General features: G+C 57.4%; 17 protein-coding genes and 3 pseudogenes. 11 read left to right on the plus strand and 9 right to left on the minus strand.

Annotation, left to right across the window (positions count from 1 at the left end):
- Positions 1-626: 626 nt before the first annotated feature.
- The 4 genes from IB263_RS27115 (at position 627) to IB263_RS34220 (ending at position 4,348) form a co-directional block, all read left to right on the plus strand.
- The gene (locus tag IB263_RS27115) at positions 627-935 is read left to right on the plus strand and encodes a DUF1236 domain-containing protein (protein ID WP_060608662.1); all 309 of its coding nucleotides are present in this window, start codon (positions 627-629) and stop codon (positions 933-935) included.
- Positions 936-1,712: 777 nt separating this feature from the next.
- Positions 1,713-2,819 carry a serine kinase gene (locus tag IB263_RS27120; protein WP_110819549.1) on the plus strand — a complete coding sequence of 369 codons (1,107 nt, stop codon included), beginning with the start codon at positions 1,713-1,715 and terminating at the stop codon, positions 2,817-2,819.
- The gene (locus IB263_RS27125) at positions 2,806-3,888 is read left to right on the plus strand and encodes a nucleotidyltransferase family protein (RefSeq protein ID WP_192439262.1); all 1,083 of its coding nucleotides are present in this window, start codon (positions 2,806-2,808) and stop codon (positions 3,886-3,888) included. The genes IB263_RS27120 and IB263_RS27125 overlap by 14 nt, the downstream gene beginning before the upstream one ends.
- Before the next feature lie 163 nt (positions 3,889-4,051).
- A complete protein-coding gene (locus IB263_RS34220) occupies positions 4,052-4,348 on the plus strand; it encodes a hypothetical protein (protein WP_110819547.1) in 297 nt (98 codons plus the stop codon).
- A gap of 1,075 nt (positions 4,349-5,423) precedes the next feature.
- Here IB263_RS34220 and IB263_RS27130 read toward each other — a convergent pair.
- Both IB263_RS27130 and IB263_RS27135 read right to left on the minus strand, forming a co-directional pair.
- Positions 5,424-6,912, minus strand: a pseudogene (locus IB263_RS27130) (globin-coupled sensor protein).
- Positions 6,913-7,215: 303 nt separating this feature from the next.
- Positions 7,216-7,560: a hypothetical protein gene (locus tag IB263_RS27135; RefSeq protein ID WP_110819546.1), complete on the minus strand. Its 345-nt coding sequence runs from the start codon at positions 7,558-7,560 to the stop codon at positions 7,216-7,218.
- A gap of 164 nt (positions 7,561-7,724) precedes the next feature.
- Between IB263_RS27135 and IB263_RS34775 the strand changes: the two genes are divergently transcribed.
- Positions 7,725-8,144: a HipA N-terminal domain-containing protein gene (locus IB263_RS34775; RefSeq protein ID WP_371814222.1), complete on the plus strand. Its 420-nt coding sequence runs from the start codon at positions 7,725-7,727 to the stop codon at positions 8,142-8,144.
- A gap of 180 nt (positions 8,145-8,324) precedes the next feature.
- Here the strand turns inward: IB263_RS34775 and IB263_RS27140 are convergent, their stop codons facing one another.
- Both IB263_RS27140 and IB263_RS27145 read right to left on the minus strand, forming a co-directional pair.
- Complete coding sequence (locus IB263_RS27140; RefSeq protein WP_110819545.1) at positions 8,325-8,594, minus strand: hypothetical protein; 270 nt, start codon at positions 8,592-8,594, stop codon at positions 8,325-8,327.
- Positions 8,595-8,614: 20 nt separating this feature from the next.
- Positions 8,615-8,914 (minus strand): DUF982 domain-containing protein, encoded by a 300-nt coding sequence (locus IB263_RS27145; protein ID WP_192439263.1) that lies wholly within the window; start codon positions 8,912-8,914, stop codon positions 8,615-8,617.
- Positions 8,915-9,222: 308 nt separating this feature from the next.
- On the opposite strand from IB263_RS27145, the gene IB263_RS27150 reads away from it, so the two are divergent.
- A complete protein-coding gene (locus tag IB263_RS27150; protein ID WP_110819543.1) occupies positions 9,223-9,471 on the plus strand; it encodes a CopG family ribbon-helix-helix protein in 249 nt (82 codons plus the stop codon).
- 62 nt (positions 9,472-9,533) lie between these two features.
- Here IB263_RS27150 and IB263_RS27155 read toward each other — a convergent pair.
- Positions 9,534-9,833, minus strand: a pseudogene (locus tag IB263_RS27155) (aminoglycoside phosphotransferase family protein); the annotation flags it as partial.
- A 90-nt stretch (positions 9,834-9,923) separates the two neighbouring features.
- On the opposite strand from IB263_RS27155, the gene IB263_RS27160 reads away from it, so the two are divergent.
- Positions 9,924-10,550, plus strand: coding sequence for a TetR/AcrR family transcriptional regulator (locus tag IB263_RS27160; protein WP_110819542.1), 627 nt, complete (start codon positions 9,924-9,926; stop codon positions 10,548-10,550).
- A 108-nt stretch (positions 10,551-10,658) separates the two neighbouring features.
- Here IB263_RS27160 and IB263_RS27165 read toward each other — a convergent pair whose 3' ends face one another.
- Complete coding sequence (locus IB263_RS27165; RefSeq protein WP_110819541.1) at positions 10,659-10,982, minus strand: DNA-binding transcriptional regulator; 324 nt, start codon at positions 10,980-10,982, stop codon at positions 10,659-10,661.
- Positions 10,972-11,268: pseudogene (locus IB263_RS27170) on the minus strand (type II toxin-antitoxin system RelE/ParE family toxin). The gene IB263_RS27165 and the pseudogene IB263_RS27170 overlap by 11 nt, the downstream one beginning before the upstream one ends.
- Positions 11,269-11,796: 528 nt before the next feature.
- Here IB263_RS27170 and IB263_RS27175 point away from each other — a divergent pair.
- From IB263_RS27175 to IB263_RS27185, 3 genes are read left to right on the plus strand one after another with little or no spacing between them, the layout of a single operon-like run.
- The gene (locus IB263_RS27175) at positions 11,797-12,231 is read left to right on the plus strand and encodes an Hsp20/alpha crystallin family protein (RefSeq protein WP_110819540.1); all 435 of its coding nucleotides are present in this window, start codon (positions 11,797-11,799) and stop codon (positions 12,229-12,231) included.
- Positions 12,232-12,240: 9 nt separating this feature from the next.
- Positions 12,241-12,645 (plus strand): Hsp20/alpha crystallin family protein, encoded by a 405-nt coding sequence (locus tag IB263_RS27180; protein ID WP_110819539.1) that lies wholly within the window; start codon positions 12,241-12,243, stop codon positions 12,643-12,645.
- A gap of 25 nt (positions 12,646-12,670) precedes the next feature.
- Positions 12,671-13,171: an Hsp20/alpha crystallin family protein gene (locus IB263_RS27185; RefSeq protein ID WP_192439264.1), complete on the plus strand. Its 501-nt coding sequence runs from the start codon at positions 12,671-12,673 to the stop codon at positions 13,169-13,171.
- 55 nt (positions 13,172-13,226) lie between these two features.
- Here the strand turns inward: IB263_RS27185 and IB263_RS27190 are convergent, their stop codons facing one another.
- The gene (locus IB263_RS27190; protein ID WP_192439265.1) at positions 13,227-13,490 is read right to left on the minus strand and encodes a hypothetical protein; all 264 of its coding nucleotides are present in this window, start codon (positions 13,488-13,490) and stop codon (positions 13,227-13,229) included.
- A 512-nt stretch (positions 13,491-14,002) separates the two neighbouring features.
- Here IB263_RS27190 and IB263_RS27195 point away from each other — a divergent pair.
- Positions 14,003-15,445 carry a DUF1254 domain-containing protein gene (locus IB263_RS27195; RefSeq protein WP_112976259.1) on the plus strand — a complete coding sequence of 481 codons (1,443 nt, stop codon included), beginning with the start codon at positions 14,003-14,005 and terminating at the stop codon, positions 15,443-15,445.
- A 629-nt stretch (positions 15,446-16,074) separates the two neighbouring features.
- Here IB263_RS27195 and IB263_RS27200 read toward each other — a convergent pair.
- Positions 16,075-16,245, minus strand: coding sequence for a hypothetical protein (locus tag IB263_RS27200; protein WP_192439266.1), 171 nt, complete (start codon positions 16,243-16,245; stop codon positions 16,075-16,077).
- Positions 16,246-16,711 lie beyond the last annotated feature (466 nt).

Genomic DNA, 16,711 nt, shown 5'->3' on the forward strand with positions numbered 1-16,711 from the left:
TGGCGCTGCCCAATCGCGAGATGGCGAAGCTGTCCGAGACAGCCGCAGCAGCAATCGTGGCCCTACGATCAAACCGCTAGGCGGAAGTCACCTTCGAGCTACCTGTGGTGCTCACCGGACGGATACGCATCATCCCGAGATAGATGCGGAACAACGAAGGCAAAGAAGATGATTTCGGCGGCATCGTGCAGGCTCGGATGCCTGCCAACCGCTGCGCTGAAGCAGGCCGAAGTCGGACCCTGGTCGTCGAGAACAACCGCCTCGCCACATGGCCGTACTCGCGAGGCTCGGCGACCCGAACTTCTCGTCGTCGTGACCGCCACGGGGGATTGCCCTCACGTTGCCCGCTTCAGCATGGTGAGGCGATAGCCGTGCCACCTCGAAGGCCATTCAGGACCTCGCGGCGGCCGGTTGCACCGCGGCGTTGCAGGGTCAAAGGAGGCGGAGGAGGGAACTGCCTGGACCTCGTTTAGCCGATCCGAGCCAGACTATGGTCTGGGCGGCCGGCAAGACCTAAGTCGAAGTACGTGCGACTGAAGTCTGACCCTGGAACGGTAATTCCTCAAGAGCGTTTGCAAAGTGTTCCCGCTTTGAGAGCAGGGAATCCAAAACAGATGGAGACGTACATGAAGAAGGTTTTTGTCAGTTCTGCCCTTGCAGGTTTGTTTCTGCTCGGGGCTTCCGGCTTTGGTTTTGCTCAAACGGTCCTAGTCACGCCAGAGCAGGAAACGGTCGTTCGCGAATACGTGAAGAAGAAACCCCTCGCTTCCATCAATCTTCCGGGCGTTGAGCTGAATGTGGGCTCCGCACTCCCCGAGACGGTGGAATTGCACACCATTGATGCGCCGGACATCAAATACCGCTATGTGGTCATCGATAATCGCACCGTGCTGGTAGATCCAGGCACTCGCAAGATCGTTCGCGTTATCGAATGACTGAAGACACGTCCCTTCCTTTCGGGGAAGGGACGTCTTCGCGAGCTACGCGAGGAAGAACGGCGATTGGACTTTAGTCCCATAATCTGGCCGCAAAGGTCCTAATCCGTAGCGGTCCCATATCGTCGCGTTATTTTAGCTTTAGCCTGTGGACAATCCATCCAGTGCTCCATAGTCCGACAACGACGCCGGGGCAGCCTACCCGCCCTTCGGTTCCTTCTGGTGTCGTTGCCGACAGGAGGATCGAATGTACGAACCATACTGCTACGGCGAGCCACCGCGCAAATTGTCTAGAGGGTTGCCCATCGGCATCACGCTCTTGGCGATAGTTGTCATCGGAGCCTATCTCTTCGTGGGCAGCGCGCTCTCGAACGATCCTCACCAAACCAGTGCCATTGTCCTTCCCCCACCCGCCCCAACGTCAAAATAGCCTTGAGCTTTAGCGAGGGAGCAACCATGAGATTGATGCATTTAGGTCGAGCCCGTCCGGTATCGCCCTCAGCTGCGCCAAGCCAGAGAACCTTGCCTCCTAGATCTTTTCGAGGCGTACGCGCTCGCCGCGACGACTCTCGACGACCTGATGCAGGAGTACCCGGCGCGCGTAGAGCTGATCAGCGAATACAGACAGGTGTGCTCGGACTTGCAGGCAGAGGTCGTCGTCCTCCTCACGCTCACAGATGAGCGACTATTTTCATGAAATCGAGGGCGCTCGGCTCTTGCAACCCTATTGTCGACTAGAATGTGGATTCAATTGTCTTTAGCGAACGAGAAGCGCCGATGAAGTTCCGCCTCTCCGCCGGTGCAAGTTTCTTCTTGCTTGGGGAACGGAAGACTATCTTTGACGAAGCGTCCCAGCAGATTTTCCAACTGGATGAGTTGAGCGCCTTTCTTACCTGCCTCCTCGCCGAGGCCGCGCCGGCGCATCAGTTGGAAGGCGTCCTGGTGGCCCGGGGCGTAAGCCGAGCGCGTGCGCACGCGTCGGTGCAAGACTATCTGGCCCATTTGTCACGATGGAATCTGCTGGAGATCATGTTTGATGAGAACGAGGGCACTGCGTTAGACACCCAGACATTTGATTTCGAAGGTACCGCCGTATCGCTCGCCTTTTATGATCGAGAGCTTCGCGACCTCGTTGTCCCGATTTTCGCCCACAATGGGGCTGCTGCCGCTACGTCACACACGGCTGCGTACGACGTGGCGCGTTTTGGCGAGCGCGTATGCATCAGCCGACATCGTTCCGCGGGTATGATTGTCGCTGACTTGGAGGTTGCCCCAGCGATCAAGGCGCTTGTGACAGACGACATTCTTGCCAACCTTGGCCTGAATGTCGCACTTCACGCGGCATTGCTCGTCAAGAACGGAAAAGGCCTCCTGATCTGTGGCGCGGCGGGGGCCGGCAAGACGACACTCGCCGTGGCATTGCTCGGGGCAGGCTTCACCTACGGCGGAGATGATATCGCGCTGATGGATGAGGATGGACTGCTTGTGGGAGTGCCCTTCTCGCCCGCATTGAAGCAGGGGTCTTGGGGGCTGCTCGGCCACATGTCAGATGCAATTCTGGCAGCGCCAATCCATAGGCGGCTCGACAATAAGCGTGTGCGCTATCCGACAGGGCTGCCCTATGCTGCACGCGTGCGGGTTCAGCCTGCAGCTGTCGTGCTGATCCGCCGTCGTCGCACCGGGCCAGTCGAGGTTTGCGACGTTGAGCCCATGCGTGCCCTTTCGGAACTACTGGCCGGTGCGCACACGCCAGAGCGTCGCCTCGCCTTGCCGCAGTTTCAGCGGCTCCTCGATATGGTTTCACAGGCGCGCACCGTCGAGCTGACCTACTCTTCCCTCGACAGAGCCGTAGAGACATTGAGGCGACTTTATGACAGGCAATAGTTGGCGCGATCTGGTTACGCTCGCCTCCTGCCTCAACGGGCACATACCGAAAGAGGCGAACTGGGACGGGATCGTAGCCCTTGCGAACAGAAGCCTGACGATCACCTCACTTGCAGGCGCGGTGAAGGAAGCCAACCCGCACTTGCCGGAGGATCTCTCCAACTATCTGTCGATGATATATCGGCGGAACACTGACCGAAATTGCAGACTGAAAGCTCAGCTGGGGGAGGCGGCCGCATCTCTGAACGAGATCGGTATAGAGCCCGTCGTGCTGAAGGGAACAGCCATCCTTGCGAGTGCGGCCCCTGAAGCGCTTGGTGCACGGCTCCTGACCGATTTGGACATTCTTGTCTGCCCCCAGGATATGCGAGAGGCATCAAAAGCACTATGCCGTCAGGGATATGAGGTTGCGCTATCTTCCGGTGAAGGTTCCTGGCCAGGGAATGCGGAATATCATCTCCCAGTCGTCCTGATCCGTCCAACGGATGTCGGAAGCATTGATCTTCAGTGTCGAGCGAAAGGGCCGGCCTCCTTCGGCGACGCGGAGTGGCTTTATGGCGATAGTTGCGTGGTCGCTATTGGCGGAGGCCGTGTACGCGTTCCAACGGCGTTTGCGCAGATCATTCTTTTCATTCTTCACGATCAGTTTCAAGATGGTGACTATTGGCGCGGGCTACTCGACCTGCGCCATCTGCTGGACATAGCAACGCTCGCCCGCGCGTCATCGGTCGACTGGAACGGACTCAGAGCGCTTTTCGCGAACGGCTATGAGAGGAACGCAGTCGAGACCCAAATCGTAACAGCCGCCGCGCTTCTCGGCCTAGACCGAACGGCGATTAGGGGAGTGGGATCGACGGCCAGGATCCAGTTTGCCCGGCGGCGACTTCAGCTCGGCTGTGACTACCTGCGGACTCCGCTCACGCTCCTGACTCTCATCTCGGAAGTTGCCCACTATCGCTCCTGGGATCGTTTCGGGGGCGAGCCTTATCCTTCTAAGCGCCGGGAGCTTGTGCGAAAGGCTCGCGAATTGCGGCGTAATTTCCGCGCCAAGCCTCCCGGAAAACTGTAGCCGATTGGGGAAGCCTGTGGAGTTTGCAACCGAGCATTGACAGTGGGTGGATGTGCGGAGGGCACCCAGCTACATCTAAAGATATATGGATAACTCGTAGCTTTTAATGTAAAAGTAGTTGGTCCTAATATATCTGGCATCCGTTGGACGGGTGGGAGGGTAGATGGCCGAAGAACTCAACCAATCTCGAAGTGACCACGATCGGCGCGAGTTTCTGAAAAGCTGCGGTCGATTTGCGGCCGTAACCCCACCAGTCGTCACAATGCTTCTGTCAACCAGCCTGACGTCGCAAGCGATTGCCTCTTCGGGTGGTGGCGGTGGCGGCAGCAAAGGAAACAATGGGTGGGGTAACGGGCCGAGTTCGACAAATAGAGGAAGCAGCCACGGGCGTGGTGTTTCGCGAGGGGGCCCGGGTGCGGGTCAATCGCAGAACAGCAGCAAAATGAACGGACGCCCTTAGACCACATTTGGCTCGTCGCCCAGTGGCTCACCACATGAGAAGCAGCCGAAACTCAATGGAAGCTCCGGGAGCTCACCTTGAACGGATCTATGTCCAAGTCTTGTTTGTAGATAGCCGCACGGCGGCCTTGCGATTGTCGCGCCGCTGACGAGAATCAAGCTGCTGCCCCCCGACAGTCGCGTTCACCCTTGGCCTCCGCGCGCGAAACGGTCCGCTTCGCGTTAGGTCTTGACGGAGGAGCGACAGCGGAGCGCCCTAAGCGTCAGCCGGTACGGGAATAGGTCCTCGACGACCCGACCTCGCCTGCGGCATGGATTCCAGCGCGACCTCGGGCTCTTGCATTTCGCAGACTCAGCGAGCTGTCAAACGAAGTGAGGATCTGACCCCGCCTATTGCCTCACCCAGGAATGTTACTGACGTTGAGGGCAATGAGACGGCCCGTATCTCCTCCCGCCGTTAGCGTGAGGAGATACGGGCGCGCGCTTCATCCAGTACAGAGCCACCAGTCCTTCCCGAATCTAGGGACCATACCGGACAGCATATTGCCGAGTGCAAGGCGGCGTCAGAGCCTGTCACAGCCTTAAGCGTGGACGTCGCCTTAGGGGGCGGACAGACCGGGCTCCCACGAGCCGGCTACGGCTTGTTGCTGTAAATTTACGTTTTGGGTTTCCAAATTGCATGATGTATCGACTGGAAGCGGATCTTCTCACTGCTGGAGAGTCGAAACCCGATCGACGCAACTTGTGAGCCGGCGGCGACGGATGGGGGGCAAACGAACGCTCAGTTCGCCGCTGAGCAGTCGCCGTCTTCTGGAACAGGATTCCGGCGACCTCAAACGCCAGCCTGATCTGTTTCGAATTGCTTTCTTTTCTCGCATCTCGCCCCTTGTAGAACGCACGAATCGAGACTGCGGTGGTTCGCACTCAGCCGGGTGCACCGCTTGACCGCGTGAACCCGCAAGAAAGGTGGCGGCAAGCCACCACCTTTCCGTTTCAGAGCGGACGAACTTGCAGGGACGGTCGCTCAGAAAACCATCGTTGGACTGGAGGGAGATCAACGGCCGTCGGGCAAGCCGCTAAGCAGCCGGTAGATGCCTTGCTCTTTCCTCTTGGCCGTGCTCAGCACCGTTCGTTCGGAAACGGCCGACCAAAACCGCTAGCCGGTCGCTGATCTGTGAAAGCGTTTGGGCAGATGCGTTTGTCTCCTCCATCATTGTGGCGTTTTGTTGCGTGATCTGATCCATACTCCGGACCGCAGAATTAATCTCCTCAATCCCGGACGCCTGTTCCTGGGCCGACCGAGCCATCGAGCTGATGCTGCTGTTGATCGAAGCCACACGATCTCCAATGTGTGATAACGAATGACCCGTCTCGTTGACCAGCTGGACGCCGCGAAGCACGTCTGACGACGAGCGGTTGATCAACTCTTTGATCTCTTTTGCGGCCCCAGCCGAACGTTGCGCGAGTTCCCGCACCTCCTGCGCGACAACAGCGAACCCCTTGCCTTGCTTCCACACCAGCGTTTAATGCCAGTAGATTTGTCTGAAACGCAATTTCATCGATGACTCCGATGATCTGGGTCATTTTCTGCGAAGAGCTTTCGATATCTCCCATGGCCGCGACGGCTTGTTTCACCACCTCTCCGGACCGATTCGTCTCGACCGTTGATTCCCGAACCACAGTCTGGACTTCCTGGGCTCTCTGAGTTGACTGTCCGGCAATGGTCGTGATTTGTTCGAGCGCCGCCGCGCTCTCCTCGAGCGCTGAGGCCTGGTGCTCGGTCCGCTTGGCAATCTCATTTGCGGCAGAAGCGATTCCGGCAGCTTCACAGCGAACCTGGTCAACTGACGAAGCGATCTCCTGCATAGCGCGATCGAGCGCGGCGACCGATGAGTTGAAATTGTCTTTTAGTCCCCTGAAGCTCGGCGCAAGCGCCTCATTGAGCTCGGATGTCAGATCGCCACCCGCCAGTCTTGCCAGAACGGTTTCCAGTGCGGAAAGCGCTTGATCCTGCTCCTCTTTTTCTCTCGCTCGTTGCTCCTCCAGACGGGCGCGTTCATCGGCAAGTGCATCGAGATAGACCGAAATGGCATAGTCCATGTCGACCAGGGCCGCTTTCACTACTGCCGTTAGGTCATCTCCGACCTTTTGAGCTTTGCGGCCATGCAGGATACCTTTAAGCTCTTGATTAACAACGGCGCGAATGATGCCGTCCAGGATCATGGCGTATCCGCCGATGTACCAGCGGGGTTCGAGCCCGATACGGGCGTGAACGCGTCCGACTGTTGTCACCCCCTCGACGTAATCAGACTGGTATGTGCCGGAGGCGATAATCTCTCAATGCTTGACTTGGCGATCTTTGGCGTGAGCAATATGAGCATCGTTCGAGAAGAATCTTGCCGTTTTCGGATGTTTCGACACTTTCGTGTAAAACGCGTCGAGCGCATGACCGATAGCCGTGCCTATGACGGGCTGCACGTTTGCCAAGCTGCGGCGTTGGCGTTCATCAAGACCCACAAAATCGAGGCGGTCTTGCAGGTCAGAATTTCTTGCCTGAATAGTCATCGTAAACTCCGCTTTGCGCTCGAAGCGATTGAGTATGAGAATATTCGGCCATGCTTAATTTCTGGTTAGCAGCACAACGTGGGCGCGACGAATTGCCTCTGGCATCGGTTCAGGTTGCAAGCCTCCTCGAAGGCGCGCGCTACTGCACGCGCAGTCTCTACCCATTCCGCTCTCTCCGCCCGCCACTGGATATTCCCCCGGACAACACCGACGCAAAGACGTCGGGAGCGTGTGCGTATCGAGCGGCTGTAAGGCGTTTCGCTTTCCGGCGACCACGTTTCGAAGTTCATTGCCCGGTAGCCTTCAGGCGGATTGTTTTGTTCTCACCGACGCCGCCTTGAAAGCCTTCCTAATTTCTCTCATCCGACGGTCAAGGGTATTATGACCGGCTTGCATAACGTCGATATCCAAGAGGTGGCCAATGACTGCCAGTTCTTTCATCAAGTCGCCAATAATAAGGTCTGGAGATCGAGTGGTGTTTCCGCCAACGGGCAGGTTCTTGCCACCAAGAGCCGGGGCTTCTAATGCCTGAGTAAGCTCGAGTGCGGCTCCCAAGAATCTTTTCCGACGTTCCACGATATCGCCGGCGGCAGCCGTGCCATCGCAAGCTGCCGTCAAACGAACGGCTTTGTTTTGAAATTCGCTCATGTGTCGCCCCGATTCACATTCGTGTCTCTTAGCTAATATAGCTGAACGCCATCTTAAATCTTCGGAGGTCACGAGACTCTCGAACCGCCACCGAGATCGGGTGCTGTGCGTCACTAACGCCTTCGCTCAGCGAAGGCATAGCTGAATGGCACTGAGAAGCGCGGATGAATCCGCCGGCACGTGGGTCGTGGAATAAAGACAATATCGCCTGCTGCTTCCCTTTCACGCAACATGAACACGAATGGGAGGTCGGCCTGCACCCGTTCTTCCAGCACCTTGGCCCGGAAGGATGGTTACGCGAAGAACAGGGACGGTCGGCACAAGTTGTTGAAGAAGACCTTGCTGCTCCTTCCTTACGGCGCAGATGGTATCGGGGTCGTCAGCATCCGACCGCCGGACGATGCCGCACGGCTCCCGGAAATCAACGAAGTCACGGTCAGCCCCTGACGCGCGGTTTCAGGTGTGCAGAACGTCCGGGATTGACGCTAGGAGGCTTGGCGCGCTGGTTTCGGTTATCGCTTTCAGCCGTATCGTTGACAGCTCTCCCATCTCCGCCAAGCTTGCGCACCTCACCATGGGGGTGAGCTTGGAAAATCTCGGAGTAAAACGAGCCGCGTAAATGTCGGCCGCACGCTAGCGCGGGGATCGGAAATGATTGTCACGGCAGTGTATCGCCGGCGATCGCGCCCCATCGTCAACTGGAGCATCATCGACGGCGAATGGTTCAGACGATAGGCGCTCCATGAGCACGGCGCGCCAAATGTCTAGTTGATTGTTGTGTCGTCGAGCCCTTTGTCATGCTCATGCATGAGGCCGGACTTTGAACGGCGCGCCTCGCGCCACATTGCTGCTTCGAAAAGAGCTGTCTCGTCGCGAATACCAGCCCGATATTCATGCAACAGGTAAGTCGCGAGGTGGTCGGCACGCTTGCTGGGCCGATCAATCTGGCACCACATGCAAACCCGGTCGAAGATCCTTTGCAGGAAGTTCAACTCGGTCGGGCTTATCCAGGCACTTTCAACGGGGTCAAACATCGGAGCATTCCCATCCTGACCTATGCGGCGGAGCGCCTGTCATCGCGTCTCGAGCTGGTGCGGTGGGCTACCGGCTTCGCTGGGAGACCGGCCTCCATACACGCAGCGACGAAAGCTTCACGCGCGATCGCAACCGGCATCTTTCGGTTAAGGGTGCGCCGACAGGCTTCGACGGCTTGCTCGTAGCGTCGTCCGCGACGTCGCGGCCACTCGTTCTCCAGAAAAACGAGCGCGTCGAAGACCGATGAAAAGGTGCGATTGCTGCCGTTCTGGAACGTTACCTGCAACGGTACAGACCATGGCATCTCCGGAAGATACATGTTTCCCTCCTTCCTATCTAACCGGATGAAAGAAGATGGAAAATCATCTGGGAATGCTGAGATTGGTTTTCAAGACCTCCGACACCAGGCGTTTGGCGATCAGGATGTGGTGGGCGCGGCAGGACGCGATCCTGCAACCACTCGGACAAGCGCCAACGGCACTGACCATTGAGCTACAGCCCCCACCAGGGCTAAGCACAGGTTAACCGAGGATCAGTCGCGTATGGGATGCTTTGAAGAAGTGTCTAGACCTTGATGCACCAGTGCGGTTCATCGATATCAAAGCGAACCAAGAAAGGTGAGATCCCATGACCGCCGCGTTTACCGTGCGTGTAAAAGATGAAACCGCGAGCAAACTGGATCAGCTCGCTGAGAAGCTGGATCGGTCGCCGTCCTATAGGGCTGCAGAGGCCATCGAAGCTTTAATTGAGCAGCAAGAATGGCAACTTGCTGAGATTGAAGCCGGGTTGACCGAGGCCGACCGGGGTGAGTTCGCCAGCGATGAAGATGTGGCGAAAGTCGTCAGGAAGTACGTCAAGTCTGCCCGCCAATCATGAGTGGGAGGCGTATTTGTTGGACGCTACAGGCGTTGCGGCGACTTGATGAGATCGGTGCGTATCGACGGCCGTGGTTCCTGCGACGCGCCATACAAATCCGCCATGAGTTCGGCTATAGCCCAGGTCTCGCCTTCGAGGAGCATCAGGTGGTTTTCTCGGCCAAGCAGACGAACTGCACCCTACCTTTGCGCCACGCCAGATCGTCTGCCCCCGGCAGTTCATCAGCAATATCCTCTATTGGCTTTAATGCCTTGACGATTGCGGGAGTCCCACTTGGCAATCGGACTTTCCAAGAAAAGATTCCTGCATGAGAACTGGTTGAGCGACATTCCAATCACAGGAAATTCAGGTGGCACATGCATCTCACGGCTATGTGACTCATCACGTCATCCTTGACTAAGATGCTACATTTTGTAACCTACGGATTGTAGGATCCTGCGCAAGAGGGAAATATGAAGCTCAAGAGAGATATGCGTCGCGAACAGATGCTCGATGTCGCGATGGAAATCGTCCGCAATCAGGGGGCGGATGAACTGACGCTCGGGACCTTGGCCGGAAAAGCAGGGGTCAGTCGCCCAATTGCTTACGAACACTTTTCTACCCGGGCCGGCCTCTTGGTGGCGTTGTTCAAGCGGCTGGAGGACAACTATGTCCACTGGCTCCGCTCTGCTCTCCGTGAAGCGCCAACTGACCTCACCGACGTAGCTGACGTCATCAGCGATGCGTATTTCAAGTGCCTTGCCCAGTTTGGTCCAGAAGCTCTCGCAATCTCCGCCGCACTAAAAGGGACAGAGGAGATGGCCGCACAGCAACGGCTCATGCTCAACGTATACGTCGAGCTGATGTGTGACGCGCTTCGGCCGTTCTCCGGCCTAGAAGATGAGCGCTTGCGCCCCGTGTGCGTCGGTCTTCTGGGCGCAGCGGAGGCCCTTGCCTCCGAGGCACAAGCCGGGGCGATATCCCAGCAAATCGCCACGTCCGTATTAACGTCACTCATCGTAAAGGCTGTGGCTGATGGCCCCCAACAAAGCTGGGTAACGTTCCAGTCGCAAGGCCCGGGAAAGGACGATGAACTTTGACAAGGTTCTCAGGAGGGCACGCAGGGTCCGCCCGATCCCTGGCGCGGCCGGGCAGGTGAGACGTAGGCGCTGCATGAAGGTCGCACGACCAGTCCGCAGCGCCGTCTCCTAAGACAGCATTTCGAGACCGTGTTTCCGGACGATCGAGAGCAGCTTCAATGCGGGGCCGCTCGGCCGCTTGGCGCCGGTTTCCCACTTTTGTACGGTGGACCCGCTGGTGTTGAGATAGCGCGCGAAGACTGGCTGGCTGACATGGTTGTTCTCGCGCAGCGCCTTGATCTCACCCGGCGACAGCTGCTGCGGGATGGACAAGCAAGTCTCATCAAAGGTCTTCATGGTTTCCTTGTCGATGGTGCCTGCCGCATACATGTCTTCGACGGCGCTATGGATCGCCTCAAAGGCATCGCTCTTGAACTTGCGCTTAGTCGTCATTGCAAATCTCCAATAGGCGCCGGTCCCATTTCGGCATCAAGCTCCGCCTGCGTCTTGCGCCGCTAGAGTTCGGCGAGCTTCCGAAAAGCCAGGAGCTTGTCGTCATCGATGTTTGCGCGGTCCTTCTTCGCGAACAGATAGGCGAACAACCCTCACCGGCTTTCGCCAGAACGATCGAACGGTGCAGGTTTATCGTTGAGCGCTTCTTGAACACGCCGCCACCGAGATCGTCAGCCTGTGCGCGCGCGGCCTGCTCAATCGCCTTGCGGAGGGCCTTGTCTGAGATCCGCGCTTTCTTCGCTGCCTTGAAAAATCATGCTGTTCTGAAAGTCCGTCTGCATCGCTTCATATAGCACTAGGTGCTACACCTATCAAGTTGTCGGGAAAAATCGCGGAGACTTGCCGCCTCCCACCCTTGGTTCAAGATCCTGGCAGCAAGCGCCGCGTCGTCCTGCGGCAAGGAACGGCCTTAGTGGTTCGCAACCATCTCCAGTGTGTCCTACTCTCAAGCAAACGTCGGCCCTTGAAACGCGCGCTTTTCTCACCTACCTCATTTTTGCCGGATGCCCTCTCGGATCCTGGCACGGGAACGATGGTCCATTTATGCGTTGGACTGGTTCGGTTCATATCTCTTCGCAAGGAGGATATGGTCCGGCGTCTGCCCGACCCCCTTGCGTAGCTGTTGTGCGATCGACCGTCTCGATCTTCTGATCGTCAGTTCCGTCCGTCTCCGATCCTGCGGCCTCCGGCATGCACGTACTTGGCGCGTTGTAAGCAACAACAAAGGCTGATTATGAAACGAAGGAGGATGCACATGCTGATATCGGATTTTGGCCGCATGGGATTCGACCCATTTCTGGAAATGCGGCGAATGCAGCAGGAAATGAATCAGCGTTTGTCCGACATGACTGCCAACGCCGCCCACGAGTTTCCACCCGTCAACCTCTGGATGGGTGAGGGCAGCGTAGCGGTGACTGCTGAATTGCCTGGGATCGCGCCTGACGAGGTCGATCTGACGGTTCGCGAGAACACGTTGACATTGAGGGGCGAACGCGGATCCCCAACGGAGGATGAGAGATCCGTCTGGCACCGGCGCGAACGAGTGTACGGAAAATTCTCTCGAACGGTGCAATTGCCTTTCCGCGTCGATCCGGAACAGGTCGAGGCGCGTTTCGCAAACGGGCTTCTTGAAGTCGAACTACACCGGCCCGAGACGGATCGACCGAAGAAGATCCAGATCAAAGGATAGGAGGCCAAAATGGCTCAGGAACTGAAAACGACTGAACGCCGGGCTCCAAGCAAGCTTGACGGTGGCGAACCGACCCGTTCGCGCCCGGTGTTTGTCCCGCGCACCGATATCTATGAGACAGAGGACAATGTCGTTGTTCTCGTGGACATGCCGGGCGTCGCTTCAGAGGGTGTCGACATCACGCTCGAGAAGCGGACGCTGGCGATTCGGGGCTACGCGACGGACGAACAGCACGACAACTATCGCCAAATCTATGCCGAATACGGCGCGGGCAATTATGAGCGCGTCTTCACCCTCTCCGAAGATATCGATCGGGACAGTATCGAGGCATCGCAGAAGAACGGCGTCCTGCGGTTGGTCCTGCCGAAGGTCGCGCCGGCAAAGGCGAGAAAGATCAAGCTGAAGATGGCGTAATTCGTGCGGAGAAAGGAGGTTGACCATGCAGATTAGAGATCTGATCCCCTGGGGCAGTAACAAGGGAAGCGAAATTGCGAAGTCAGACGAGGGAAACCCCGTCTTTTCCTTGCAGCGCGACGTGAACCGTATTTTCGAAAATTTCTGGAAGCGGCTCGATCAACCGTTCGGAGCCTTCGGGCGCTGGGATACCGGCGGGCCGCGAATGGACGTCACCGAAACCGAGAGTGCGATTGAGGTTTCGGTGGAGCTTCCTGGAATCGACCAGAAGGACGTCGATGTCTCCCTGACGAACAGCGCGCTCACGATCAAGGGAGAAAAGAAGAGTGAGCAGGAAGAGAGCAAGAAGGGGTATCACTTGTTGGAACGCTCCTACGGGTCGTTCTACCGCTCGATCCCGTTACCGTCGGGCGTCGACGAGGACAAAGTCGCCGCCCAGTTCAAAAACGGCGTCCTGACCGTGACGCTTCCAAAAACGGAGGAAGCGTTGTCGCGTGTTAGGAAGATCGAGGTGAAGGCGAGCTGACATCGACTTCACGGTCGTGACATGCGGCGGGCGAAACCGCCGCATTTCTTAGCGATTACTGCAGAGGTCTCGTCCGTGGATAGGCCATCAGCGAAGCGCGGGCGCGGGCGAGATCTGCTCGGGCGACGGTCAGCATCTCGTCTGCTCTATCCAGAGCGCCGAAAGCAGCGGCAGTCGGATTGGGCCGTTCCGCAGTGATGCGAACCCAAGCGCGATCGATTTCAACAAGAGCCGCGCGAACATTCGCGATCGCTCGTTCGATGGCATCGTAGAGAGCGATCTCCTCTTCGGAGACGTTTGGCGAATTGTCACCGCTCATCGATCTCTTCCGGTCACACGGGTCCCTGGTGCAGGCTCGAATTGCAAAATACCACGAAGAGTACCCTTCTTAAACAGTCAGCGTGGCGCCGTTGGGATGGCAATCGCCAGAACCCGTGGGCACCGATGTGCTAAAGGCATCAAGGGGTGAAGTCGCGACCATTGAAACGCCTGATGAACGCGAGTTCAACTGCCAATTCTTCCCTCTGTCTCCAACATCCGCTTTCCTGAACGGGCACACCATTCTGATGAAACCAAAATGCAGCGTCGGCCGGCTTCGTTTCCTCCCGATAGATGTATGCGCCGATGATTACGGCGGCCGCCGCCGATGATCAGGTCAGGGTGTTGAGTCGGGATGGTCGCAGCATCGTCAAATCAGCAGTCGCTGTGTATGGCACGCTTGCGGATCTCTGGCCCAGCCAGGTCATTTTCCACGCTAAGTTTCGGATTCGATTTCCCTCCCGTTATGAGTTAGCATCTCGCCGCTAATACACATCCTGTTCGGAGGGGAACATGAATATTTCGCGTCGGGCATTTGCGACATCGACCTGTGCGGGACTAGCCATGGGGATGATTGCGGGACCCGCTGTTGCGCAGGACGGATCGATTGGCGACGAGTTGCTAGGACGGACAGACTTCTGGACAGCACTTGAAGCTTACATTTATGCCTATCCGTTAGTCACCATGGAGTACACGCGGCGCGTGATCACGAACGTCGCCGAACCCCAAGGCACGAAGGCGCCGATGGGCCAGATTGGTCGACTGCGCGCCTACCCCGACGCATCGTTTCGCGACGTGACCGCTCCTAATGCCGATACTCTCTACACCTATGCTTTCTTTGATGTCGCCAAGGAACCCTATGTCTTGAGCCTTCCAGATCTTGGCGATCGTTATGCGCTTTTCCCGATGCTCGATGGTTGGACCAACGTCTTTGAAGTACCCGGAAAGAGAACTACGGGACCGGGTGCGCAGACATATGCGATCACCGGCCCGGGCTGGACGGGAGCGCTGCCTGAAGGCGTGACTGAATACAAATCACCCACCAGCATGGTGTGGCTGCTCGGGCGTATCTATTGCACCGGAACGCCTGAGGACTATGCCGAAGTCCACAGGCTTCAGGATGAGGTGAAGCTCGTTCCCTTGAGTGGCTACGGGACGGACTACACCCCACCTGCCGGCAAGACCGATCCAGCTATCGACATGAAGACTGCAGTTCGTGAGCAGGTCAACGCGCTGGATGCGGTCGCCTACTTCAAACTGTTCTGCGACCTGCTGCAGACTAATCCCCCCGCCGCGGCCGATGCTCCATTGTTGGAGCAGTTGGCCACCATAGGGATTGTTCCTGGCAAGGATTTCGACGAGAGCAAACTCGATGTCGTCCTCCAGAAGCGGCTTCCACAGATTGCGTACGCGCGAATTATGTTGCACTTCAAGGATAGCGGGGGCGACGTCGAGGACATCAACGGGTGGGCATACACGACAAAAACCGGTCTCTATGGTACGGATTATCTGCAACGCGCTCTGATCACCGCCATCGGACTTGGCGCCAATCGCCCTCAGGATGCGATTTATCCAACGAGTACGAAGTCGGGCAGTGGCCTTTTTACTCGCGACTATAACGGCTCGGAAAACTATGTAATCAACTTTGCCAAGGGACATCTGCCTCCGGTAAACGGGTTCTGGTCGATAACGATGTATGACGCGGGATACTTCTTCGTGGACAACCCGCTGAACCGCTATTCAATTAGCGCCCGTCAGGAGCTCAAAGCCAATGCTGACGGGACGACCGATATCTACATCCAGTACGAATCTCCTGGCGCAGACAAGGAGTCAAACTGGCTGCCTTCCCCGAAGGGTAAGTTTATCCTGATGATGCGGCTGTACTGGCCGAAGGAAGGAAACCCGTCGATCCTCGACGGATCGTGGGTTCTGCCGGCGGCGACGAAGACGGGTTGACGTCCAAGGCCATAGTGAATCGGCCGTAACCGGGGATCTGGCAGTTGCAGCCTCAACGGGCGCAGCTTTGAAAAAGCACGGTGTTTATCTCGGCCGCGAATCGTTCACCACCGACAGCGATTTCCACAAAGCGGTCCACTCGCCCGTTGGTGTTGGAATCGTTGCTGTCCATGGCCTTCCTAAGTCGATTGTTGCGCTGAAGTTAAATCGCACCGTCTCTTAATAAACGAAACGGAAGTTTTGTTTATTACCGTACTCGCTTAATAAACGGTGGGCACAAAAGTTCGCTCGATTCTCATCAAGGCGAAGAGTCCGCAGCCGACTTACCGCCGTGCGGCTGTGCGGCTTGGGCAAGCGGTAAATGTGAAGAGCGGGCATTAATTACAACCGTGCCAAACGACGGCACTGCGACAAAACAGGACAAGGGAAAGTCCAGCGCCTGCTTGCCCAGTCGGGTCCGATCGCGATGGTCTTGACCTGCTCCTCGGCCATGACAGCAGCGTGGCATCCGATAGAGTTGCTGAGCGCAGATCGAAACTCTTGCTACGCAGACGACGGATCTCGTCGCTCGGATTGAAGCCCTCGAGGCTCTCATAGCGCCGGGCGGCGTGGGCCAACCCGCATAACGGTTACAGCGATCGGGTCACCACCTCGGTCGCGACGAACACCAGCAGGGCCGCTAGCGCGACGGCCGTTCCAATACGCGCGATCTTCATGCGGCGCCCGCGAGCGATGAGCGCCATCGCCGCTAGCGGGTTCGCGATGCCTCGTCGGGCAACCGGAATGTCGTGAAACCCCATTCGTGCTCGCGCGTTATCCCCCCGACCAAGCGGTGAGGAATCAAATGTCTATTCATATGCGAGATCTCGGCGAGGCCGTTCTTGATTTGCTCTATTGGCGTCCGACAGAGCAGGCGCCTGAATTGAACGACGATCGGCATTTGCTCATTCAGGCATACCGAACGAACCAGGCCCCTGAGGCCGCTCGGCAAGAGCATCTAATGATTGACCCTGAGCTTGCAGTCTATGGGCGATCAAACCCCTGGCACTGACCGGGCGTACCGATTGCGACCCAACTGGTTGGCGGCGTAAAATGTTGTGTCTGTAGAAGTCGAACGCTCAGACGGAAAGGCTCCGGATCACCCTCGTGGGACTCTGAGGCCTTTTTGCGTCTCGGAGCGATGCAACAGGCATGGTGGTGTTCGCGGCATTGCCCTGGATAGCAGTCAGGAGGCGGGAAACCTCCTTTTCTATCCCTCTACTTGCT

It is taken from the genome of Ensifer sp. ENS03 (genome assembly GCF_014852035.1).
GTDB classification, from domain to species: domain Bacteria; phylum Pseudomonadota; class Alphaproteobacteria; order Rhizobiales; family Rhizobiaceae; genus Ensifer; species Ensifer adhaerens.